The 21,908-nt window shown below is 68.3% G+C and carries 18 protein-coding genes; 15 read left to right on the forward strand and 3 right to left on the reverse strand.

The window, feature by feature from the left end:
• Positions 1-300 precede the first annotated feature (300 nt).
• A complete protein-coding gene (locus tag MAAFP003_RS08435) occupies positions 301-1,011 on the reverse strand; it encodes a thioesterase II family protein (protein WP_279304388.1) in 711 nt (236 codons plus the stop codon).
• A 235-nt stretch (positions 1,012-1,246) separates the two neighbouring features.
• Here MAAFP003_RS08435 and sepIVA point away from each other — a divergent pair, with 235 nt between their 5' ends.
• From sepIVA to MAAFP003_RS08505, 14 genes are all read left to right on the forward strand, one after another.
• Positions 1,247-1,984, forward strand: coding sequence for a cell division protein SepIVA (gene sepIVA / locus MAAFP003_RS08440; protein ID WP_096290981.1), 738 nt, complete (start codon positions 1,247-1,249; stop codon positions 1,982-1,984).
• A gap of 97 nt (positions 1,985-2,081) precedes the next feature.
• The gene (locus tag MAAFP003_RS08445; RefSeq protein WP_207768486.1) at positions 2,082-2,693 is read left to right on the forward strand and encodes a YceD family protein; all 612 of its coding nucleotides are present in this window, start codon (positions 2,082-2,084) and stop codon (positions 2,691-2,693) included.
• Positions 2,690-3,403 (forward strand): ribonuclease III, encoded by a 714-nt coding sequence (gene rnc, locus MAAFP003_RS08450; RefSeq protein ID WP_096286040.1) that lies wholly within the window; start codon positions 2,690-2,692, stop codon positions 3,401-3,403. The genes MAAFP003_RS08445 and rnc overlap by 4 nt, the downstream gene beginning before the upstream one ends.
• A 15-nt stretch (positions 3,404-3,418) precedes the next feature.
• Positions 3,419-4,267 carry a DNA-formamidopyrimidine glycosylase gene (gene mutM, locus MAAFP003_RS08455; protein ID WP_096286042.1) on the forward strand — a complete coding sequence of 283 codons (849 nt, stop codon included), beginning with the start codon at positions 3,419-3,421 and terminating at the stop codon, positions 4,265-4,267.
• Positions 4,268-4,365: 98 nt separating this feature from the next.
• Positions 4,366-4,638, forward strand: coding sequence for a FeoA family protein (locus MAAFP003_RS08460; protein WP_243393833.1), 273 nt, complete (start codon positions 4,366-4,368; stop codon positions 4,636-4,638).
• On the forward strand, positions 4,635-6,548 hold the full coding sequence (gene feoB / locus MAAFP003_RS08465) for a ferrous iron transporter B (RefSeq protein ID WP_096286044.1): 1,914 nt from the start codon (positions 4,635-4,637) through the stop codon (positions 6,546-6,548). Before MAAFP003_RS08460 ends, feoB begins: the two co-directional genes overlap by 4 nt.
• Complete coding sequence (locus MAAFP003_RS08470) at positions 6,545-7,108, forward strand: NifU family protein (protein WP_096286046.1); 564 nt, start codon at positions 6,545-6,547, stop codon at positions 7,106-7,108. Before feoB ends, MAAFP003_RS08470 begins: the two co-directional genes overlap by 4 nt.
• A gap of 34 nt (positions 7,109-7,142) precedes the next feature.
• Positions 7,143-7,568, forward strand: coding sequence for an OsmC family protein (locus MAAFP003_RS08475; RefSeq protein WP_096286048.1), 426 nt, complete (start codon positions 7,143-7,145; stop codon positions 7,566-7,568).
• Positions 7,555-7,848 (forward strand): acylphosphatase, encoded by a 294-nt coding sequence (locus tag MAAFP003_RS08480; RefSeq protein ID WP_096286050.1) that lies wholly within the window; start codon positions 7,555-7,557, stop codon positions 7,846-7,848. Before MAAFP003_RS08475 ends, MAAFP003_RS08480 begins: the two co-directional genes overlap by 14 nt.
• Positions 7,849-8,062: 214 nt before the next feature.
• A complete protein-coding gene (gene smc / locus MAAFP003_RS08485) occupies positions 8,063-11,662 on the forward strand; it encodes a chromosome segregation protein SMC (RefSeq protein WP_096286052.1) in 3,600 nt (1,199 codons plus the stop codon).
• Positions 11,663-11,720: 58 nt separating this feature from the next.
• Entirely contained in the window at positions 11,721-13,085 is a 1,365-nt protein-coding gene (gene ftsY / locus MAAFP003_RS08490; RefSeq protein ID WP_096286054.1) for a signal recognition particle-docking protein FtsY, read from the forward strand.
• Between the two features lie 158 nt (positions 13,086-13,243).
• A complete protein-coding gene (locus MAAFP003_RS08495) occupies positions 13,244-14,650 on the forward strand; it encodes an ammonium transporter (RefSeq protein WP_096286056.1) in 1,407 nt (468 codons plus the stop codon).
• A 2-nt stretch (positions 14,651-14,652) separates the two neighbouring features.
• Positions 14,653-14,991: a nitrogen regulatory protein P-II gene (glnB, locus tag MAAFP003_RS08500; RefSeq protein WP_096286058.1), complete on the forward strand. Its 339-nt coding sequence runs from the start codon at positions 14,653-14,655 to the stop codon at positions 14,989-14,991.
• 45 nt (positions 14,992-15,036) lie between these two features.
• Positions 15,037-17,523 (forward strand): [protein-PII] uridylyltransferase, encoded by a 2,487-nt coding sequence (locus MAAFP003_RS08505; RefSeq protein ID WP_096286060.1) that lies wholly within the window; start codon positions 15,037-15,039, stop codon positions 17,521-17,523.
• A gap of 1 nt (position 17,524) precedes the next feature.
• Here MAAFP003_RS08505 and MAAFP003_RS08510 read toward each other — a convergent pair whose 3' ends face one another.
• Positions 17,525-19,249, reverse strand: a complete 1,725-nt coding sequence (locus MAAFP003_RS08510; RefSeq protein WP_096290983.1) for a DEAD/DEAH box helicase — start codon at positions 19,247-19,249, stop codon at positions 17,525-17,527.
• 132 nt (positions 19,250-19,381) lie between these two features.
• Positions 19,382-20,188, reverse strand: coding sequence for an alpha/beta hydrolase (locus MAAFP003_RS08515; RefSeq protein ID WP_096286062.1), 807 nt, complete (start codon positions 20,186-20,188; stop codon positions 19,382-19,384).
• Between the two features lie 151 nt (positions 20,189-20,339).
• Between MAAFP003_RS08515 and ffh the strand changes: the two genes are divergently transcribed.
• Positions 20,340-21,896, forward strand: coding sequence for a signal recognition particle protein (gene ffh, locus MAAFP003_RS08520; protein WP_096286064.1), 1,557 nt, complete (start codon positions 20,340-20,342; stop codon positions 21,894-21,896).
• Positions 21,897-21,908 lie beyond the last annotated feature (12 nt).

The following is a 21,908-nucleotide window of genomic DNA, read 5'->3' on the forward strand; positions in this document are numbered from 1 at the left end:
CAGCGCGGGTATCCAGCCGCGTGATTGGTGGTGCTGGTGGGGCAGGTGTTGTGATTAAAGGTCAGGGTGAGATGAATCTCACCTGCTCACCCAATCCGTGCAGCGCCGCGTTCTGGGACCTGCGCACCATTTTCACCAAGCAACATCTCACCCGCCGCGGGATGACCGGTGGCGGCGGTCGACCGCCCGGCACGGCCGCACGTGGTGTCGCTATTGCACCTGCGTCGAACGGCCGCGCGGCGAATGCCTGGCGGCGATCGGTCCGGGGCACCGCGGATCGCCGGGTGACAGCTCGTTCAGCTAACTTTGGCCGGGGGCGTTGAGGACGACCGCCTCGATGTCCTTGACCAGCTCTGGCAAGTGAGCGTTGAGGTAGAAATGATCTCCGGGGAACACCCGGATGGAGAACTCCGCGGTGGTGCGATCGGCCCAGGCCGTCATGTTCTCCTCCGCCACGATGAGGTCGTCATCAGCGACGAATGCGTGGATCGGGCATGCCAGCTTTATATCCGGGGGCCGGGTGTAGGCCGCAATGGTCCGGACGCTTTGCAATGTGGGCAGGATGCTCGAGGCGAATTCGTCATTTGCCAAATGCTCGGGATTCGTCTCGGTGACCTGGGCTACCAGGCTCAATATCTCGTGGTCGGATCCCTGCAATTCCTTGTAGCGGATGTGACCCGGCGCCGCGCACGACGATATGAACAGCGCACTGATCGGGTGTCCGGCCGATTGGAATCTCAGGGCCACCTCGAACGCGGCGAGCCCGCCCATGCTGTGTCCGAAAAATGCGACCTGACCTCCGGCTTTGGCGGCCGGCGCCATCATGTTGAAAATTTCGTCGGCAAACTCGGGAATGCTGGCGAGTTCGGTCAGCCCGCGGTCGCGCCGGCTCGGGTATTGCACGGCCACCCGTTTGATATCCGCGGAGAACGCCTTGGCAAACGGCACATAATAGGTCGCGGATCCGCCGGCATGCGGAAATATGAATAACGTCGGCGGCGGCGCGTTCACCGGCTCAGCGTATCGCGGTGCGGTTGATTGCCCGGCCGCCGCCGTGTGATCGCCTGGGCGGTGGCGCGAGGATGCTGACCTGCGCGGGCGATGTCGCCAAATTCCTGGAAGAATCCGTTTTCGAAGCTGGGTGTGGCCAATGCCCGACACACCGGTGTCGCCACCGCCGTCACAGAGGTAACACCAGGCACACTGGTAACAACGATGGTTTTCCGGAAGCCAGGAGGGTATGGCCGTGTACCGAGTCTTTGAAGCGCTTGATGAATTGGGCGCCATTGTCGAAGAAGCCCGCGGCGTGCCGATGACGGCGGGCTGTGTGGTGCCTCGCGGTGACGTGCTGGAGTTGATCGACGACATCAAAGACGCGATCCCCGGCGAGCTGGACGACGCCCAGGACGTGCTTGATGCCCGCGATTCGATGCTGTCCGACGCCAAGTCGCACGCCGAATCCATGGTCTCCTCGGCAACCACCGAGTCGGAGTCGCTGCTGAACCACTCCCGTGCGGAGGCCGACCGGCTGCTCTCCGATGCCAAGGCGCAGGCCGACCGGATGGTCAACGAGGCGCGTCAGCACAGCGAGCGGATGGTCGGCGAAGCCCGCGAGGAAGCGATACGCATCGCCACGGCGGCCAAGCGGGAATACGAGGCCAGCGTCAGCCGCGCCCAGGCCGAAGCCGACCGGCTGATCGAGAACGGCAACATCTCCTACGAGAAGGCCGTGCAAGAGGGCATCAAGGAGCAGCAGCGCCTGGTCTCGCAGAACGAGGTCGTGCAGGCGGCCAATGCGGAGTCGACCCGCCTGATCGACACCGCACACGCCGAGGCCGATCGGCTGCGCGGGGAGTGCGACATCTATGTCGACAACAAACTGGCCGAGTTCGAGGAGTTCCTCAACGGCACGCTGCGTTCGGTGGGGCGTGGTCGCCACCAACTCCGTACCGCCGCCGGCACGCACGACTACGCGACCCGCTAAGGACAGCAACACCCTCGGCTCCGGCCGAGCATAGCCACCTGGGCGAATGGTCGAAGCGCCGCTCGGAGCACCTGGACGGCGCCGTAAGATTTTTTCCATGGCGCGCGAACACAGCACTACTGCGCAGCAGCATCCGGCTTCGCCGATGACGGTGGACGTCACCCGGCTCGGGCGACGACCGGGATCGATGGTGACGCTACGTCACACCGTGCCCAGCCCGTTGCGCATCGGATTGGACATGATCGCGATCCCGCAGGGCGCTCCGCTGGACATGGATCTACGGGTCGAATCGGTGTCGGAAGGCGTGCTCGTCACCGGGACCGTGTCGGGGCCGACGGTCGGCGAGTGCTCGCGGTGCCTGACCGAGGTGCACGGGAACGTGCAGGTCGGCTTGACCGAACTGTTCGCCTACCCGGACAGCACCACCGAGGCGACCACCGAGGAAGACGAGGTCGGCCGGGTCGTCGACGACCGCATCGACCTCGAGCAGTCGATCATCGATGCCGTCGGACTCGACCTTCCGTTCGCGCCGGTATGCCGACCGGATTGCCCCGGGTTGTGCCCGGAGTGCGGCGTGGCGCTGGCCAATGACCCCGGCCACCACCACGACACCATCGATCCGCGATGGGCCAAGCTGGTGGACATGCTCTCCGACGACCTCTCCGACGACGATGCCGCGGACTCGGACGCCTCGCGGGGTGACCGGTGACTTCGCGGCAACCTCTGCTCGACGCGCTCGGGGTCGACCTGCCCGAGGAGCTGCTCTCGTTGGCGTTGACCCACCGCAGCTACGCCTATGAGCACGGCGGACTGCCGACCAACGAGCGGCTGGAGTTTTTGGGCGACGCCGTACTGGGCCTGACGGTCACCGACGAGCTCTACCACCGTCATCCCGACCGTTCCGAAGGCGACCTGGCCAAACTGCGCGCCAGTGTCGTCAACACCCAGGCGCTGGCCGACGTCGGGCGGCACCTGTGCGACGGCGGACTGGGCGTCCACCTGCTGCTGGGGCGCGGCGAAGCGAACACCGGCGGGGCCGACAAGTCGAGCATCCTGGCCGACGGCATGGAGTCGCTGCTCGGCGCGATCTACTTGGCGCACGGCATCGAATCCGCGCGCGAGGTGATCCTGCGCTTGTTCGGTGCGCTGCTCGACGCCGCGCCGACGCTGGGCGCCGGGCTGGACTGGAAGACCAGCCTGCAGGAGCTCACCGCGGCGCGCGGCATGGGCGCGCCGTCCTACCTGGTCACCTCCACCGGCCCGGACCACGACAAGGAATTCACGGCCGTCGTCGTCGTGATGGAGACCGAATACGGGTCGGGTGTCGGCCGCTCGAAGAAGGAAGCCGAGCAGAAGGCGGCCGCCGCGACCTGGAAAACGCTGGAAGCGTTGGACACCGCGGGGACCACATCTATCTGAATGGTGCCCGTCTAGATGCCCGAGCTGCCCGAAGTCGAGGTGGTGCGCCGCGGTCTGCACGCCCATGTCGTGGGCAAGACGATCACCGCGGTTCGGGTGCACCACCCCCGCGCGGTGCGCCGCCACGAAGCCGGTCCCGCCGACCTCACGGCCCGGCTGCTCGACGCGCGGATCGAGGGAACCGACCGGCGCGGCAAGTACCTGTGGATGCTGCTCGACGGTGACGTCGCGCTGGTCGTCCACCTCGGTATGAGCGGGCAGATGCTGCTCGGCAAGGTGCCGCGGGCTGATCACGTCCGGATCTCGGCGTTGCTCGACGACGGGACCGTGCTGAGCTTCGCCGACCAGCGGACCTTCGGCGGCTGGATGCTGGCCGAACTCATAGAAATCGACGGCAGCGTGGTGCCGCAGCCCGTCGCGCACCTGGCGCGCGATCCGCTGGACCCCCGGTTCGACATCGACGCCGTCGTAAAAGTGTTGCGGGGCAAGCATTCCGAAATCAAACGTCAGCTGCTGGATCAACAGGTGGTGTCGGGCATCGGCAACATCTACGCCGACGAAGCGTTGTGGCGGGCCAAAGTTCATGGTGCCCGGGTGGCGGACACGCTGTCCCGCCGCCAGCTGACCGCCGTGCTGGACGCCGCCGCGGCGGTGATGGGCGAGGCACTCGCCAAGGGCGGGACCTCGTTCGATTCGTTGTATGTCAACGTCAACGGCCAATCGGGCTACTTCGACCGATCGCTGGATGCCTATGGGCGCGAAGGCGAGAACTGCCGGCGCTGCGGTGCGGTGATCCGCCGCGAGAAGTTCATGAACCGCTCGTCGTTCTACTGTCCGCGGTGTCAACCCCGCCCACGCCGTTAGGACTTTCTCGCGCAAAGCTGAGGCTATCCTCAGCATCGTGAGGTTATCCTTACCGAGATGATGAACCTCCGGCGTTGGAGCGGTTAATGCGCGATTCGGTGCGAGATGCAGACCGTGTTGCGGGTTCGCCCACCGTGCTGGCGCAGCTGTCGCCGGGCGAGCGGGCGACGATCCTGGGCGTGACGCCGGCGGCCTCCACCGTGGTGGCGGGCCGCCTGCGGCAGCTGGGATTTCGGCCGGCCTCCGACGTCCAGGTGATCCGCCGCGCACCGATGGGTGACCCGACCATCTACCGGGTTCAGGACACCGAACTATGCCTGCGCCGGCGCGAGGCGCGGCTGATCGAGGTCACCCCCGGGACCGGCGCATGACGTCCTGCCACGAAGAAGGCGGCTCCGGGGTCGCCGTTGCGGGCAAGGCAAGGATCGCCCTGGTGGGAAGTCCCAATGCGGGCAAGACGTCGGTGTTCAATCACCTGACCGGATTGCGTGCCAAGACCGGTAACTACCCGGGCGTCACCGTCGGGCGCAGCGTCGGCATCACCAAGGTCGACGGCGTCGAGGTCGCCATCGAGGACCTGCCCGGCACCTACAGTCTCGACCCGATCAGCCCGGACGAGCAGGTGGTCTCCGACCTGTTGGGCGGCGAGGTGTACGGCGACGGGCCGCCCGACGCGATCGTCATCGTCGCCGACGCCACCACGCTGCACCGCTCGGTGATTCTGCTGGCTCAGGTGCTGCGGCTCGACCTGCCGTGCCTGGTGGTGCTGACCATGACCGACGAGCTGACCGCGCGCGGTGGCGGCATCTCCGTCGACGCGCTGGCGACGGCGCTGGGTGTCCCGGTGGTCGCGGTGGTGGCCAACCGCGGGGTGGGCATCGATACCCTGCGCGCCCAACTGGTGTCCTTCCACCAATGGCAACGGCCCCCGGTCCTGCCGCCGGCCGATGACGACGCCATCGACGGCTGGGGCAAGTCGGTGCTGGATGCGGCCTATTACCACGCGCCCCAACCGGATCGGCGGACGCGACGCATCGACGCCGTAGTGCTGCACCCGCTATGGGGGACGGTGATCTTCTTCGCGGTGATGTTCTGCTTCTTCCAGGTCGTCTTCACCGTCGCCGCACCCCTGCAGGATCAGGTGGGGGACTGGCTCAACTCGTTGGGCACTCTGGTCAGCAATCACGTCGGCAACTACGTCGTGCGCGGGCTGCTCGGCCAGGGGCTGATCGGCGGCGTCGGAACGGTGCTGCAGTTCATCCCGCAGATCGTGTTGTTGTTCCTGCTGATCGCGCTGCTGGAGAATGTCGGCTACATGGCGCGCGCCGCATTCCTGATGGACAGGGTGATGGCCTCGACGGGGCTGGAAGGTCGCGCCTTCGTCGCGATGCTCTCGTCGTTCGCCTGCGCCATCCCCGGGATCATGGCCACCCGGACGCTGCCGTCGTCGCGGGACCGGATCGCCACCATCATCACGGCGCCGCTGATGACCTGCTCGGCGCGGCTTCCGGTGTTCACGCTGTTGGTCGGCATCCTCGTGTCCCCGAAGACGCACTGGGGCGGGTTGAGCGCCCAGGGCGTCGCGATGTTCGCGCTCTACGTCTGTGGCGGCACCTCCGCCCTGATCGCCGCCGCGGTGTTCAAATCGACGATCCTGCGCAGCGATCTGCTGCCGTTCACGATGGAGCTTCCGCCCTATCGCTTCCCCTCACCCAAGAACGTGCTGATCACGATGTGGGATTCGGCGAAGATGTTCTTGCGCAAGGCCGGAACCATCATCTTGGGCACCTCGGTCGTGCTGTGGGTGCTGCTCAATCTGCCGGCGCGCCAAGCCGAGACCGCGAAGTTGTCGCCGGCCGACGCGACCGCCTACGTGATGGACCACAGCTTGGCCGCCGACCTCGGCAAGGCGGTCGGGCCGGTGTTCAAGCCGCTCGGATTCGATTGGCACGTCAACATCGCCCTGCTCGGTTCGATGTCGGCGCGCGAAGTGTTCGTGTCCACCCTGGGGCAGGTCGCGGCGGCCGAGAGCCCCGACGATCCGCACGAAGCGCTGGTCTCGTTGACCGACGACGAAGGCCACCAGGTGTTCACCGCGCCGACGGTCATCGCGCTGATGGCGTACTTCATCTATGCGCTGCAATGTATGTCGACCGTTGCGGTGATGCGCCGCGAGACCAACTCGTGGAAATGGCCCGCGATCGCGTGGTCCTACATGTTCGTCCTGGCCTGGCTGATGGCGTTTGCCGCCCGGTCGGTCGCGATAGCGCTGGGCGCATGATTCCGCTGCACGCCACGGCCACCGACGACCCGCGCCGGCTGCGCTGGGTGGTCGCGGCCGATCACCTGCCGCCGCATGGCACGGTCCGGGTCGCACCGGGCCGGCTGGGCGCCCTGCTGCGGGCCCGCGTGATCGACGAAATCGTGGTGGGTCCCGGCGGCATCCTGATCACGGTGGCCGGCACCTGGCGTGAACTGGGCGACGAGATCCGCGAGGCGCTCAGCGAGGCGCTGCAGCACCCGGGGAGTTGGACGGTCGACGAAACCCCTTTTGCCGCAGGCACTTTGGAAGCCGCGGTAACGGAGCTGCTGGCCGGCCCGGTGGGTGCGCTGGCCGCCTCGCACGGCGGATCGATCGAGCTGGTCTCGGTGGTCGGCCACCACGTGACGGTGCGGCTGGCCGGCGCCTGCGACGGATGCCCGGGCGCGTCGGCCACGCTGCGCGACGCGCTGGAGCGCGAGCTGCGCCGGCGCGTCGACGATCAGGTAGTTGTCTCGTCCGAAAACGATTCGCCCTCACCATCTTTCGGTAAGAAGCTGCTGTCGTTGATAGTCCGCTGAGCGCGTCTTCGCTCGTCCCCGGTAGAAATGAGCCATGACGGAACTGTGGGTCGAACGCACCGGGACACGCCGCTACACCGGCCATAGCTCGCGGGGCGCGCAGGTTCTTGTCGGCTCCGAGGACGTCGAGGGCGTGTTCACCCCCGGCGAGCTGCTCAAGATCGCGCTCGCCGCATGCAGCGGGATGTCCAGTGACCAGCCGCTGGCCCGCCGGCTCGGCGACGACTACCACGCGGTGGTCCGGGTGTCCGGCGACGCCGACCGTGACGAAGAGGTCTATCCACTGCTCTCCGAAACTCTCGAGCTGGACCTGTCCGGACTGTCCGACGACGACAGGGAACGCCTGCTGGTGGTCGTGAACCGCGCGATCGATCTGGTCTGCACCGTGGGGCGCACCCTGAAGGCGGGTACCACGGTCAAGTTCGAGATCGCCTCCGAAACCAAAAATGCCGGGTCCTGACGTCCGGCTCACCGCCTGGGTGCACGGCATGGTCCAGGGTGTGGGTTTTCGCTGGTGGACTCGCTGCCGGGCGCTGGAGCTGGGCCTGACCGGCTACGCCGCCAACCAGGCCGACGGCCGTGTCCTGGTCGTCGCCCACGGGCCGCGGGAAGCCGGCGAGAAATTGCTGGAGCTGCTCGAAGGCGGTCATTCCTGGCCGTCCCGGCCCGGTCGTGTCGACAAGGTCGTGGCCGAGTGGTCGCAGCCGCGGGAGCAATTCGAGGGGTTCGTCGAGCGGTAACGGCGACCGCATCGCCGAGCGTCACACTGGCGTGGCACCAGACCGCGACGGTCACGCTGGCGTGACGCTCGCCGGGAGGCGCATCGCCTTTTCAGTGACTGAAGTGGCCACTGTGGCCAGTGCGGCAGAGTGTGAACACCGGGTGTATCTCAAGCGAGCCGACACCCCGCGGTGACGGCGAGTCGGGGCGATTTGAGCGGTAGTCTGGCTCGCCGTGTACCTCAAGAGTCTGACGCTGAAGGGCTTCAAGTCCTTCGCTTCGCCGACGACTCTGCGCTTCGAGCCGGGCATTACCGCCGTCGTCGGACCCAACGGCTCCGGCAAATCCAACGTGGTGGACGCGCTGGCGTGGGTGATGGGGGAGCAGGGCGCCAAGACGCTGCGCGGCGGGAAGATGGAAGACGTCATCTTCGCCGGCACCTCGTCGCGCGCCCCGCTGGGCCGCGCCGAAGTCACCGTGACGATCGACAACGCCGACAACGCGCTGCCGATCGAGTACTCCGAGGTGTCGATCACCCGGCGGATGTTCCGCGACGGCGCCAGTGAGTACGAAATCAACGGCGCCGGTTGCCGTTTGATGGACGTCCAGGAGCTGCTGAGCGACTCCGGCATCGGTCGCGAGATGCACGTGATCGTGGGACAGGGCAAGCTCGACGAGATCCTGCAGTCGCGACCCGAGGACCGCCGCGCGTTCATCGAGGAAGCCGCGGGTGTGCTCAAGCACCGCAAGCGCAAGGAGAAGGCCCTGCGCAAGCTCGACGCGATGCAGGCCAACCTGGCGCGGCTCACCGACCTGACCACCGAGCTGCGGCGCCAGCTCAAACCACTGGGCCGCCAGGCCGAGGTGGCCCGACGTGCGGCGACCATCCAAGCCGACCTGCGCGACGCGCGGCTGCGGCTGGCCGCCGACGACCTGGTCAACCGGCAGGTGCAGCGCGACGCGATCCTGGAGGCCGAGGCCACCATGCGCCGCGAGCACGACGAGGCCGCCGGCCGGCTGGCCGTGGCTTCGGAGGAGCTGACCGCGCACGAGACGGCGCTGGCCGAGCTGTCGGTGCGCGCCGAGTCGGTCCAGCACACCTGGTTCGGCCTGTCGGCCCTGGCCGAACGGGTAGGCGCCACGGTGCGCATCGCCAGCGAGCGTGCCCAGCACCTGGATCTCGAGCCGGTGGCGACCAGCGACACCGACCCGGACGCACTGGACGCCGAGGCCGAGCAGGTCGCGGCCGCCGAGCGCGAGCTGCTGGCTGAGCTGGATGCCGCCCGGACCCGGCTGGAGACCGCCCGCGCCGAGTTGTCCGAGCGGGAACGTGAGGCCGCCGAGGCCGACCGGGCGCATTTGGCCGCCGTGCGGGCCGAGGCCGACCGTCGCGAGGGCCTGGCCCGGCTGGCCGGTCAGGTCGAGACCATGCGGGCCCGGGTCGAATCGATCGATGACAGCGTCGCGCGGCTGTCCGAGCGCATCGAACACGGCGCGGCCCGCGCGCAGCAGGCCCGCGCGGAGTTCGAAACCGTGCAGGGCCGCGTCGGCGAACTCGATCAGGGCGAGGTCGGCCTGGACGAGCATCACGAGCGGACGGTGGCCGCACTGCGGTTGGCCGACGAGCGCGTCGCCGAGCTGCAGGCCAGCGAGCGCGAGGCCGAGCGCCGGGTGGCGTCGCTGCGGGCCCGCATCGATGCGCTCTCGGTCGGGCTCGAGCGCAAGGACGGTGCGGCGTGGCTCACCCAAAACCACAGTGGCGCAGGGCTTTTCGGGCCCGTCGCGAAGCTGGTCAAGGTCCGTTCCGGCTATGAAACGGCACTGGCCGCGGTGCTGGGATCCGCGGCGGACGCGCTGGCCGCCGAAAACTTCGGCGCCGCCCGGTCCGCGGTCGCCGCGCTGAAGCAGGCCGACGGCGGCCGCGCTGCGCTGGTGCTGGGAGACTGGCCGGCCGATCATCCCCCGCCCGCGGCACCGCTACCCGACGGCGCGCTGTGGGCGCTCGACCTGGTCGAGGCGCCGCAGCGGCTGCGGGGCGCGATGGTGGCCATGCTGTCCGGCGTCGCGGTGGTCAGCGACCTGGGCGCGGCGCTGGATCTGGTCGCGGGCCGGCCGCAGTTGCGCGCGGTCACCCTCGACGGCGACCTGGTCGGCCGCGGCTGGGTGAGCGGCGGTTCGGACCGCAAGCCGTCGACCCTGGAGCTCACCTCGGAGATCGACAAGGCCGGCAGCGAGCTGGCCGCCGCGGAGTCGCAGGTGGCGCAGTTTTCCGCCGCCCTGTCCGGCGCCTTGACCGAGCAGCGCGGGCGCCAAGACTCGGCCGAGCAGGCGCTGGCCGCGCTCAACGAGTCCGACACCGAGATCTCGGCGATGTACGAGCAGCTGGGCCGGCTCGGGCAGGACGCCCGCACCGCCGAGGAGGAGTGGAACCGGCTGCTGCGCCAGCGCGAGGAGCTGGAGGCCGGGCGCGCCCAGACCGTCGAAGAGGTCACCGAACTCGAGACCCGGCTCCGCAACGCCCAGGCCAGCCAGCTCGCCCCCGCGGAAGACCCCGTCGATCGTCAGCGGATCGCCGCGGCGGCCGACACCGCCCGCGGCGTCGAGGTGGAGGCCCGGCTCGCGGTGCGCACCGCCGAGGAGCGGGCCAACGCCGTGCGCGGCCGGGCCGATTCGTTGCGCCGCGCGGCCGCCGCGGAACGTGAGGCGCGGGTGCGCGCCCAGCAGGCACACGCCGCGCGACTGCGGGCGGCCGCGGTGGCCGCGGCGGTGGCCGACGCCGGCCGGCTGCTCGCGGAGCGGCTGAACCGGGTGGTGGCCGCCGCATCGCAGATCCGCGACGCGATGGTCGCCGAACGCGAGGCGCGGTCGACGGCGATGGCGGCGGTGCGCAACGAGGTGCACACGCTGAGCACCCGGGTAGCGACACTGACCGACTCGCTGCACCGCGACGAGGTGGCCAACGCCCAGGCGGCGCTGCGCATCGAGCAGCTCGAACAAATGGTGCTCGAGCAGTTCGGCATGAGCCCGGCGGATTTGATCGCCGAGTACGGGCCGGCGATCGCGCTGCCGCCCTCCGAGCTGGAGATGGCCGAGTTCGAGCTGGCCCGCGAGCGCGGCGAGCAGGTCACCGCGCCCGCGCCGATACCGTACGACCGGCCCACCCAGGAGCGGCGGGCCAAGCGCGCCGAGCGGGAACTGGCGGAGCTGGGCCGGGTCAATCCGCTGGCCCTCGAGGAGTTTGCCGCGCTCGAAGAGCGCTACAACTTCCTGTCCACCCAGCTCGAGGACGTCAAGGCGGCCCGTAAGGATCTGCTCGACGTGGTCGCCGACGTCGACGCCCGCATCCTGCAGGTGTTCAGCGAGGCGTTCGTCGACGTAGAGCGCGAATTCCAGGAAGTCTTCACGGTGCTGTTCCCCGGCGGCGAGGGCCGGCTACGACTGACCAACCCGGACGACATGCTCACCACCGGCATCGAGGTGGAGGCGCGTCCGCCCGGCAAGAAGATCACCCGGTTGTCTTTGCTGTCCGGCGGCGAGAAGGCGCTGACCGCCGTCGCGATGCTGGTCGCGATCTTCCGCGCCCGCCCGTCGCCGTTCTACATCATGGACGAGGTCGAGGCCGCGCTCGACGACACCAACCTGCGCCGCCTGATCTCGCTGTTCGAGCTGCTGCGGGCTCGCTCGCAGCTGCTGATCATCACCCACCAGAAGCCGACCATGGAGGTCGCCGACGCGCTCTACGGCGTCACCATGCAGGGCGACGGCATCACCGCGGTGATCTCGCAGCGTATGCGTGGACAAGAGGTCCAGCAGCTCGCCACCACGTCTTCTTGAGCGCCGGGCGGCGGCTGCCGCTGTCGGCTGCGCGGTGTGGCCCTGAAACAATGTCAGCGTGTCGCAAGGTCTTTGGATCGCCCTCGCCGTCCTCAGCGTTCTAGCCGCCCTGGTTGTCATCGTTGCGCTGGTCCTGGGGCTGACCCGGTACCGCCGCAGGCGGATCAACCTGACCCGGACCGAGCCGGGCGCCCTGGACCGATCCGGGGGCTACGTCGCATCGTCGGGCATCACCTTCAGCCAGGGCGCGCCGACGGTCGACACCACCGGCCTGCCCGCGGTGGGCGACGACGCGACCATCCCGCGTGACGCGCCGCGGCGCACGATCTCCGACGTCCAGCTGCCGGCGCCGGAGGCCGAACCCGAGACCGTCACGCCGCCGCCGGTCGCTCCGCCGGTTCCGGAGCCGCCCGCCCCACCGGTTCCCGAGTCGCCCGTCGCACCGGAGGCGCCCCCGGAAGCTGAACCGCAAGCCCCCGCGGCGGCCGAGATCGAGGAGATCGCGCCGACCGAGGGCCGGCTGGAACGCCTGCGCGGGCGGCTGGCGCGGTCCCAGAACGCGCTCGGGCGCAGCATGCTGGGCCTGATCGGCGGCGGCGACCTGGACGAAGACTCGTGGCAGGACGTCGAGGACACCCTCCTGATCGCCGACCTGGGCCCCGTCGTCACCGAATCGGTGGTCTCACAGCTGCGCAGCCGGCTGGCCAGCAGCAACGTCCGCACCGAGGCCGACGCCCGGGCGGTGCTGCGCGACGTGCTGATCAAAGAGCTGAAACCCGAGATGGATCGCTCGATTCGGGCACTGCCGCACGACGACCACCCGTCGGTGCTGCTGGTCGTCGGCGTCAACGGCACCGGCAAAACCACCACGGTCGGCAAACTGGCACGGGTGCTGGTGGCCGACGGCCGGCGGGTGGTGCTGGGCGCCGCCGACACCTTCCGGGCCGCGGCCGCCGATCAACTGCAGACCTGGGCGTCTCGGGTGGGTGCCGAAGTGGTGCGCGGCGCCGAGGGCTCCGATCCGGCGGCGGTGGCCTTCGATGCCGTCGACAAGGGCATCAACACCGGCGCCGACGTCGTGCTGATCGACACCGCGGGCCGCCTGCACACCAAAGTGGGCCTGATGGACGAGCTCGACAAGGTCAAACGCGTGGTAACCCGGCGTGCCGCCGTGGACGAGGTGTTGCTGGTCCTCGACGCCACGATCGGGCAGAACGGCCTGGCCCAGGCGAAGGTTTTCGCCGACGTCGTCGACATCACCGGCGCGGTCCTGACCAAGCTGGACGGAACGGCCAAGGGCGGCATCGTTTTCCGGGTGCAGCAGGAACTCGGCGTGCCCGTGAAACTGGTCGGCCTCGGTGAAGGCCCCGACGATTTGGCGCCTTTCGAGCCGGCCGCATTCGTGGACGCCCTGCTCGGCTGAAACCCCTTACACGGCGGCCGTTTCGTTAATGACGCCGAAACATGGTGGCCCCAACTCGGAAACAACCATTGCGCAAGGTTCTGGATCAGGTCATCAGGCACATGTCTGATGACCCGTTCAGGGCCGACCGGAGGTGATAGCGAGTGAGTTTCCCAGTAATGGGCCAGCCCAATACCGGCGATACCGCATGGATGCTGGCGAGTTCAGCGCTGGTGCTGTTGATGACGCCAGGTTTGGCATTCTTCTATGGCGGCATGGTGCGCGCCAGAAGTGTGCTCAACATGCTGATGATGAGCATCAGCGCCATGGGCGTGGTGACGGTGCTGTGGGTGTTATATGGCTATTCAGTTTCGTTCGGCACTGACGTTGGCAACGTCATGGGAAACCCGACGGAATACTTCGGTCTGAAGGGCCTGATCGGCGGTAACGCCGTGGCCGCCGACCCCACCAAGGGCGTTGCGGCGACCGACATTCCGCTGGCCGGCACGCTGCCGGCGACCGTGTTCGTGGCATTCCAGCTGATGTTCGCGATCATCACCGTCGCCCTGATCTCGGGCGCGGTGTCCGATCGGCTGAAGTTCAGCGCCTGGCTGGTCTTCTCCGGCCTGTGGGCGACGCTGGTCTACTTCCCGGTTGCGCACTGGGTCTTCGCGTTCGACGGCTTCGCCGCCGAGAAGGGTGGCTGGATCGCCAACAAGCTGCACGCGATCGACTTCGCCGGTGGGACCGCGGTCCATATCAACTCCGGTGCCGCGGGTCTGGCACTGGCGCTGATTCTGGGCAAGCGCAAGGGCTGGCCCACGACGCTGTTCCGCCCGCACAACCTGCCGTTCGTGATGCTCGGCGCGGGCCTGCTGTGGTTCGGCTGGTACGGCTTCAACGCCGGGTCGGCCACCAGCTCCAACGGCGCCGCCGGGTCGACCTTCATGACCACCACGATCGCGACGGCTGCCGCGATGCTGGCCTGGTTGCTCACCGAGCGCATTCGTGACGGACACGCCACGACGCTGGGAGCGGCGTCGGGCATCGTGGCCGGGCTGGTCGCGATCACCCCGTCCTGTTCGTCGGTGAACGCGCTGGGCGCGCTGATCATCGGTCTGGTGGCCGGCGTGCTGTGTGCGCTGGCGGTCGGGCTGAAGTTCAAGTTGGGCTTCGACGACTCGCTCGACGTGGTCGGTGTGCACCTGGTCGGCGGATTGGCGGGCACGCTGCTGGTGGGCCTGCTGGCCGCACCGGAGAGTGTGGCGATCAACGGCGTCACCGGCGTATCCAAGGGATTGTTCTACGGTGGCGGCTGGGATCAGCTGGAACGGCAGGCGGTCGGCGCGTTCAGCGTGCTGTTCTACTCGTTCACCGTGACGATTATCCTGGCGTTGATCCTGAAGTACACCATCGGGCTGCGGCTGAATCCTGAAGCGGAAGCTTCCGGCATCGATGAGGCCGAGCATGCGGAGAGCGGATACGATTTCGCCGTGGCCACGTCGTCAGTCCTTCCCCGTGCCACCCTGCCGGACAGCTCTAACGGACTGGACGTCGCAGTGGCCGAGAAAGTGGAGGCGGAATAATCATGAAGCTGATCACCGCGATCGTGAAGCCGTTCACCCTCGATGACGTGAAGACCAGCCTCGAAGACGCGGGCGTCCTGGGGCTGACCGTCAGCGAAGTCCAGGGTTACGGCCGCCAGAAGGGGCACACCGAGGTTTACCGCGGTGCTGAATACTCGGTCGATTTCGTGCCGAAGGTTCGGATCGAGGTCGTTGTCGATGATTCCGTCGTCGACAAGGTCGTCGACAGCATCGTCCGGGCGGCCCGCACTGGCAAGATCGGTGATGGCAAGGTCTGGGTCAGTCCCGTGGAAACCATTGTGCGAGTGCGCACCGGTGAGCGCGGGACCGATGCGATATGACGCTAGCCGCAAGTTGAGGTTCCAGCCCGGGCGGGCCGGGAGGTTATGAAACCGACCGAGCCCGACCGGGAACCTGGAGCGGACGCCGCGCAGACTGAAATCGCTTCTGGTGCAAGCGATTTGGCCTCTGCGCGGCGTACGCTGCTGTCTGAGGGCAGCACCCTGCACGCGGCCGAACTGCGGCACGCCTGGCTGGAACTGCATGAGTCGTGGCTGGCGGCCAAGTCCGCCGAACTCGGGATCACCGACAGCAGTGGCTTCGCGCTCGTCGGGGTCGGCGGCCTGGGCCGGCGCGAGCTGCTCCCTTATTCCGATCTTGACTTGATGTTGTTGCACGACAACGTGTCTGACGACGTGCTGCAGCGGGTCGCCGACGGGCTGTGGTATCCGTTGTGGGACGCCAACGTTCGGCTCGACCACAGCGTGCGCACGGTATCCGGAACGCTCGGTGTCGCCAACGGCGACATGATCGCCGCCCTGGGCCTGCTGGACGCTCGCCACATCGCCGGTGATCCCGCGTTGTCCGAGGAGTTGATTGCCGGCGCAAGAAAGCAGTGGCGCACCGCAATTCGCTCTCGGATGGACGAGCTGGTCGAGATGACCAACGCCCGCTGGCGGCGCTGTGGCCGGATCGCGCAACGCGCCGAGCCCGATCTGAAATCAGGCCGCGGCGGCCTGCGCGACGTCCAATTGCTGGACGCGCTGGGCGTCGCCCAACTGATCGACCGCCGCGGCATGAGTCGTCCGGAGATCCCGGGCGGTTCGCTCGACGACGCGTATCTGACGCTGCTCGACGTGCGCACCGAACTGCATCGGGTTTCGGGCCGCGGACGCGACCAGCTGCTGGCTCAGTTCGCCGATGAGATCAGCGCCGCCCTGTACATGGGTGATCGATTCAGCTTGGCGCGCACGCTTTCCGACGCCGGCCGCACGATCGCGTACCACGCCGAAACCGGCCTGCGGACCGCGCAGAATGCGCTGCCACGCCGCGGCATCACCGCGTTGGTCCGACGCCCCAAGCGGCGACCGCTGGACGAGGGCGTGGTCGAGTATGACGGCGAAATCGTGCTGGCTCGCGAGGCGCAACCCCAAACCGATGCCGGACTGGTGCTCCGGGTGGCGGCCGCGTCGGCCGACACGGGGCTGCCGATCGGTGCCGCGACGCTGAGCCGGCTGGCCGCCAGCGTCCCCGACTTGCCGACACCGTGGCCGCGGGAGGCGCTGGACGACCTGCTGGTGGTGCTGTTGGCCGGCCCCACGATGGTCGACACGATCGAGGCACTGGACCGTACCGGCTTGTGGAGCAAGCTCTTTCCCGAATGGGACGCGGTGCGCGACCTTCCGCCGCGCGATGTGTCCCATGTGTGGACGGTGGACCGCCACATCGTCGAGACCGCCGTCAACGCGGCACCGCTGACCACCCGCGTCGCGCGATCGGACCTGCTCGCGATCGGCGCGCTGCTGCATGACATCGGCAAGGGCCGCGGCGTGGACCACTGTGTGTTCGGGGCGGATTTGGTGCCACCCATCGGCGAGCGGCTGGGGCTGGAACCCCGGGACATCGAGACACTGGCGGGCATGGTCCGCCACCATCTGCTGCTGCCCATCACGGCCACCCGAAGCGATCTCAACGATCCGAAAACCATTGCGTCCGTTGCCGAGGCGTTGGGCGGGGATCTGCAACTGCTGGAGCTGCTGCACGCGCTCGCCGAGGCCGACTCGAAGGCCACCGGGCCGGGGGTTTGGAGTGACTGGAAAGCCTCGCTGATGGAGGACCTGGTGCGCCGCTGTCGGCTGGTGATGGTGGGTGAGCCGCTGCCCAAAGCCGAACCGACTGCGCCACATTATCTTTCGCTGGCGGCCAGCCACGGCGTACACGTGGAGATCAACGGTGGGGAGTCCGAGCGTCTGCACACGGTGATGGTCGCGCCGGACAAGCGGGGACTGGTGTCCAAGGCCGCCGCAGTGCTGGCGCTGAATTCGCTGCGGATCCATTCCGCGACGGTCAACACGCACGAGGGCGTCGCGATCGCCGAGTTCGTGGTGTCGCCGCTGTTCGGCTCGCCGCCCGAAGCGGGCCTGCTGCGCCAGCAGTTCGTGGGCGCCCTGGCCGGCGACGTCGATGTCCTCGGCGCGCTGGAAAAGCGCGACACCGATGCCGCCAACTCGGCGATGGCCCGGGCGGGGGAGATTCAGGTGGGGGCACCGCTGACCCGATCCACCGCCCCGCCGCGCATCCTGTGGCTTGACGCCGCCGCGCCCGAGCACCTCGTCGTCGAGGTGCGCGCGATGGACCGGCTCGGGCTGCTGGCGTTGCTGGCTCAGGCGCTCGAGCGGGCGGGAGCAGATATGGCCTGGGCGAAGGTCAATACGTTCGGATCGACGGCCGCCGACGTGTTCTGTGTGACCATGCCGGGCGACGCCGTCGACGGCGACCAGCGCACGGCTGCCCGCGCCGACGTGGAGAAGCAATTGCTGGCGGTGCTGGGCGCCTCCGCGGACGCGGTGGTCGACGAGCCCGTCACCGAGTGAACTACGCCAGCTCCGAATTCAGTTGGCGCAGCGCCACAATGCGGTCCTTGAGCTGATCGCGGGTGGCCGCGGCGATCGGCGGTCCGCCGCAACGGCGGCGCAGTTCGTTGTGGATCCAGCCGTGCGGCTTGCCGGTGCGGTGATGGGCGACCGACACCAGACTGTTGAGTTCGCGGCGCAGCTCGCGCAGCTGCCCGTGCATGGCCCCCGGCCCGGAGGGTGCGGGCGCGGATTGTCCGGAGGCGGCCCGCTTCTGCAGCTGCTCGTCCTGGCGGCGATGCAGCAGCGCCCGCATCTGGGTGGCGTCGAGCAAACCAGGGATGCCGAGGTAGTCTGCCTCCTCGTCGCTGCCCGCCGCGGCGGCGGTGCCGAACGAGGACCCGTCGAAGATGACCTGATCCAATTCGGCGTCGGCGCCCAGCGACGTGAAACCCTTTTCCAGGTCGGTCTTTTCGTTCTGCTCCCCGACGGCGCGATCGGAGAGCAGGGGGTCGTCGAGTGACTCCCGGTGCGGTTCGCCGAGCACGTGATTGCGCTCGGCTTCCAACTCGCTGGCCAGCATCAGCAAGTTGGGCACCGACGGCACGAAGATGCTCGCGGTCTCGCCCGGGCGCCGCGACCGCACGAAGCGCCCGATGGCCTGGGCGAAGAACAGCGGCGTCGAGGCGCTGGTGGCGTAGATCCCGACCGACAGCCGGGGCACGTCGACACCTTCGGAGACCATCCGCACCGCGACCAGCCAGCGTGAGGTGCTGTCGGAGAATTCGGAGATCCGCTGCGACGATCCGGGATCGTCGGAGAGCACCAGCGTCGGCGCTTCCCCGGTCAGCCGGGTCAGCAGGGTCGCATACGCGCGGGCCGCGGTCTGATCCGACGCGATGATCATGCCGCCGGCGTCGGGCACATGGGTGCGCAGCTGACGCAACCGCTGATCCGCGGCGGTGATCACCGCGGGCATCCATTCGCCGGCGGGGTCCAGCGCGGTGCGCCATGCCCGTGCGGTCTGCTCGGCCGATAGCGGCTCGCCGAGGCGCGCTTCGTGTTCCTCGCCGGCGCTGTCGCGCCAGCGCGCTTGCCCGGAGTAGGCGAGAAACACCACCGGGCGCACCACCCCGTCGGCCAGCGCTTCGGCATAGCCGTAGGTGTGGTCGGCTTGCGAACGGCGAATTCCGTCCAGGCCCGATTCGTAGCTGACGAACGGGATGGGGCTGTCGTCGCTGCGAAACGGGGTGCCCGTCAAGGCAAGTCGGCGTGTCGCGTCGCTGAATGCTTCACGGATGGCGTCGCCCCAGGTCTTGGCGTCACCGCCGTGGTGGATCTCGTCGAAGACGACCAGCGTCTTGCGCTGCTCGGTGCGGACCCGGTGCAGCGTCGGATGCGAGGCGACCTGGGCGTAGGTGACCATCACGCCGTGGTACTCCGGCGAGGTCGCCGCGCTGGTGTTGGAGAATCGGGGGTCCAGGTATATGCCGTGCCGCAGCGCGGCCTGCGCCCACTGCACCTTGAGGTGCTCGGTGGGCACCACGACGGTGATCTGCTCGACGACACGACTGCTCAGCAGTTCGGCGATCACCCGCAATGCGAACGTCGTCTTCCCGGATCCGGGGGTGGCCACGGCCAGGAAGTCGCGCGGCGAGTCGGCCACGTATTTCACCAGCGCGCGGCGCTGCCAGCCTCGCAGCGGTCGCGTGTCGATTCCAACGCTCGCGTCAGCGACCGGCTGCATCGACACGACTCCCCTCAGTAGTTGCTCTCCGACGCGGCCAGCTCAGTTAAGTGGCGGGTGTGAAATGTAGCATGGCAACGCTTTTCGGCGCTGGACCGACGCTGCAACGACTCGAAAGAGACGAAAGCCAGGTTATCCGGAAAGCCGTGAAGGGTTCGCAAAATCGCGGGTTTGTAGCCAGTAATCTATCCGCGCGGCGACGTCGGCCCAGCCCGGTTCGAGCATCATGTTGTGGCCCATCGCGAAGAACTCCGGCTCGGTGCCGTAGGCCCGCGCCGTGGCGCGCACCTCCTCGACGCTGACGAACCCGTCGTACAGCGCACCCAGGACCAGGATCGGCGTGTGGACCCGTCGGGTCCTGACGCGGCGCAACACCGGATCGGTCATGGCAGCGCGCACGCTCTCGGCTCCGGCGCGAAGACGACAGGATTCGACGATGGCCTCGGGCGTGTCGGCGCAGAACAGGTACTCGCGGGTCAGCTCCGGGGTGGCCAGGAATTTCAGCAGGGTCGGGTCGCTCCAGGCCTCCAGAGTCATCGACGGCCGGCGCCGCCACACCCGTATCGCCAGGCTGAGCACGCCCGTCGGCGGCACCGAGCCCAGCAGCACCGCGGCCGGGGCGCCGTGCTCCTCTAGGTAGCGCTGGATCACGAAACCGCCCAGCGAATGGCCGATCAGCACCGGCCGGCCACCCAAGTCGTCGGCCACCGACTGCAGATCATCCATGTAGTCGGCGACGGAAACCTTGGACAGGGGTTTGGCGGTGGGGCTGGTGCCGTGTCCGCGCAAGCTGATCGACACCGCGCGATAGCCCGCGTCGGCGAAGTAGTCCAGGAAATGGTCGTCCCAGCACCACGCGCCATGCCAGCCGCCGTGCACGAAGAGCAACGGCACCGGATGGTCCTGGCTGCAGGACCCCTTGTCGATTACCTCGAGCATGTGCTGACATTTGCTGGCCGCGGCTGTGGCGTCAAGGGCCTGACCCCACTCACCGGGCGTCACGCCAGCGTGGCTTTGACCGACGCCAGTCACGCCGGCGTGACGTTCGCGCCCGTGGAGGGTCCGTAACGCACTCCAGTAGCCTGTTGGGGTGTTTGAATCGCTCTCCGACCGGTTGACCGGTGCCCTTGCGGGGCTGCGCGGCAAAGGTCGACTGACCGACGCCGACATCGATGCCACCACGCGCGAAATCCGTCTCGCGCTGCTGGAAGCCGACGTCTCACTTCCTGTCGTGCGGGCCTTCGTCGCCCGGATCAAGGAGCGCGCCCGGGGCGCCGAGGTGTCCGGTGCCCTCAACCCGGCGCAGCAGGTCGTCAAGATCGTCAACGAAGAACTGATCGGCATCCTCGGCGGCGAGACCCGGCAACTGGCGTTCGCGAAGACACCGCCGACCGTCATCATGCTCGCCGGTCTGCAGGGTTCCGGTAAGACCACGCTGGCCGGGAAGCTGGCCGCCTGGTTGCGCGGCCAGGGGCATACGCCGCTGCTGGTGGCCTGTGACCTGCAACGTCCCGCCGCGGTGAACCAGCTGCAGGTCGTCGGCCAGCGCGCCGGGGTGCCGGTCTTCGCGCCGCATCCGGGGGAGTCCCCGGGCTCCGGCCCCGGTGACCCGGTCGCCGTCGCATCGGCCGGGCTCGCCGAAGCCCGCGCCAAGCACCACGACGTGGTGATCGTCGACACCGCCGGCCGTCTGGGTATCGACGACGAGCTGATGAGCCAGGCCGCGGCCATCCGGGACGCCGTCGATCCCGACGAAGTGATCTTCGTGCTCGACGCGATGATCGGTCAGGACGCGGTCACCACCGCCGAAGCGTTCCGTGAGGGTGTCGGCTTCACCGGCGTGGTGCTGACCAAGCTGGACGGCGACGCGCGCGGTGGTGCGGCGTTGTCGGTCCGCGAGGTCACCGGCGTGCCAATCCTTTTCGCGTCCACCGGCGAGAAGCTGGAAGACTTCGACGTCTTCCACCCGGACCGGATGGCCAGCCGCATCCTCGGCATGGGCGACGTGCTCAGCCTGATCGAACAGGCCGAGCAGGTCTTTGACGCCGAGCAGGCCGAGGCCGCCGCGGCCAAGATCGGGTCCGGCGAGCTGACCCTCGAGGACTTCCTCGAACAGATGCTCGCGATCCGCAAGATGGGCCCGATCGGCAACCTGCTGGGCATGCTGCCCGGTGCCGGGCAGATGAAGGACGCGCTGGCCGAGGTCGACGACCGCCAGCTCGACCGGTTGCAGGCCATCATCCGCGGGATGACGCCGCAGGAGCGCGCCGACCCCAAGATCATCAACGCCTCGCGGCGACTGCGCATCGCGAATGGATCCGGTGTCAGCGTTTCTGAAGTCAACCAGCTCGTGGACCGCTTCTTCGAAGCCCGCAAGATGATGTCGTCGATGCTGGGCGGCATGGGCATCCCGGGGATGGGCCGCAAGTCCATCAACCGAAAAGGCAAGGGAGCCAAAGGCAAGAAGGGTAAGAAGGGAGGCCGCGGGCCGACGCCACCCAAGGCGCGCAACCCGCTGATGCAGGGCATGCCGGGGATGCCGGCGGGGTTCCCCGATCTGTCCCAGATGCCGGAGGGCCTCAACGAGCTGCCGCCCGGTCTGGCGGACTTCGATCTGTCCAAGCTGAAGTTCCCGGGCAAGAAGTAGCCGCGCGGTGCC

Source organism: Mycobacterium ahvazicum (assembly GCF_900176255.2).
Taxonomy (GTDB): domain Bacteria; phylum Actinomycetota; class Actinomycetes; order Mycobacteriales; family Mycobacteriaceae; genus Mycobacterium; species Mycobacterium ahvazicum.

What these genes read in the sequence shown, in the direction of transcription:
- MAAFP003_RS08470 (WP_096286046.1), top strand. Translation starts at nt 6,545, where the DNA reads ATGATTCCGCTGCACGCCACGGCCACCGACGACCCGCGCCGGCTGCGC.
- MAAFP003_RS08515 (WP_096286062.1), bottom strand. Translation starts at nt 20,188, where the DNA reads ATGCTCGAGGTAATCGACAAGGGGTCCTGCAGCCAGGACCATCCGGTG.
- MAAFP003_RS08480 (WP_096286050.1), top strand. Translation starts at nt 7,555, where the DNA reads ATGCCGGGTCCTGACGTCCGGCTCACCGCCTGGGTGCACGGCATGGTC.
- mutM (WP_096286042.1), top strand. Translation starts at nt 3,419, where the DNA reads ATGCCCGAGCTGCCCGAAGTCGAGGTGGTGCGCCGCGGTCTGCACGCC.
- MAAFP003_RS08475 (WP_096286048.1), top strand. Translation starts at nt 7,143, where the DNA reads ATGACGGAACTGTGGGTCGAACGCACCGGGACACGCCGCTACACCGGC.
- feoB (WP_096286044.1), top strand. Translation starts at nt 4,635, where the DNA reads ATGACGTCCTGCCACGAAGAAGGCGGCTCCGGGGTCGCCGTTGCGGGC.
- MAAFP003_RS08505 (WP_096286060.1), top strand. Translation starts at nt 15,037, where the DNA reads ATGAAACCGACCGAGCCCGACCGGGAACCTGGAGCGGACGCCGCGCAG.
- MAAFP003_RS08445 (WP_207768486.1), top strand. Translation starts at nt 2,082, where the DNA reads ATGGCGCGCGAACACAGCACTACTGCGCAGCAGCATCCGGCTTCGCCG.
- MAAFP003_RS08495 (WP_096286056.1), top strand. Translation starts at nt 13,244, where the DNA reads ATGGGCCAGCCCAATACCGGCGATACCGCATGGATGCTGGCGAGTTCA.
- glnB (WP_096286058.1), top strand. Translation starts at nt 14,653, where the DNA reads ATGAAGCTGATCACCGCGATCGTGAAGCCGTTCACCCTCGATGACGTG.
- MAAFP003_RS08510 (WP_096290983.1), bottom strand. Translation starts at nt 19,249, where the DNA reads ATGCAGCCGGTCGCTGACGCGAGCGTTGGAATCGACACGCGACCGCTG.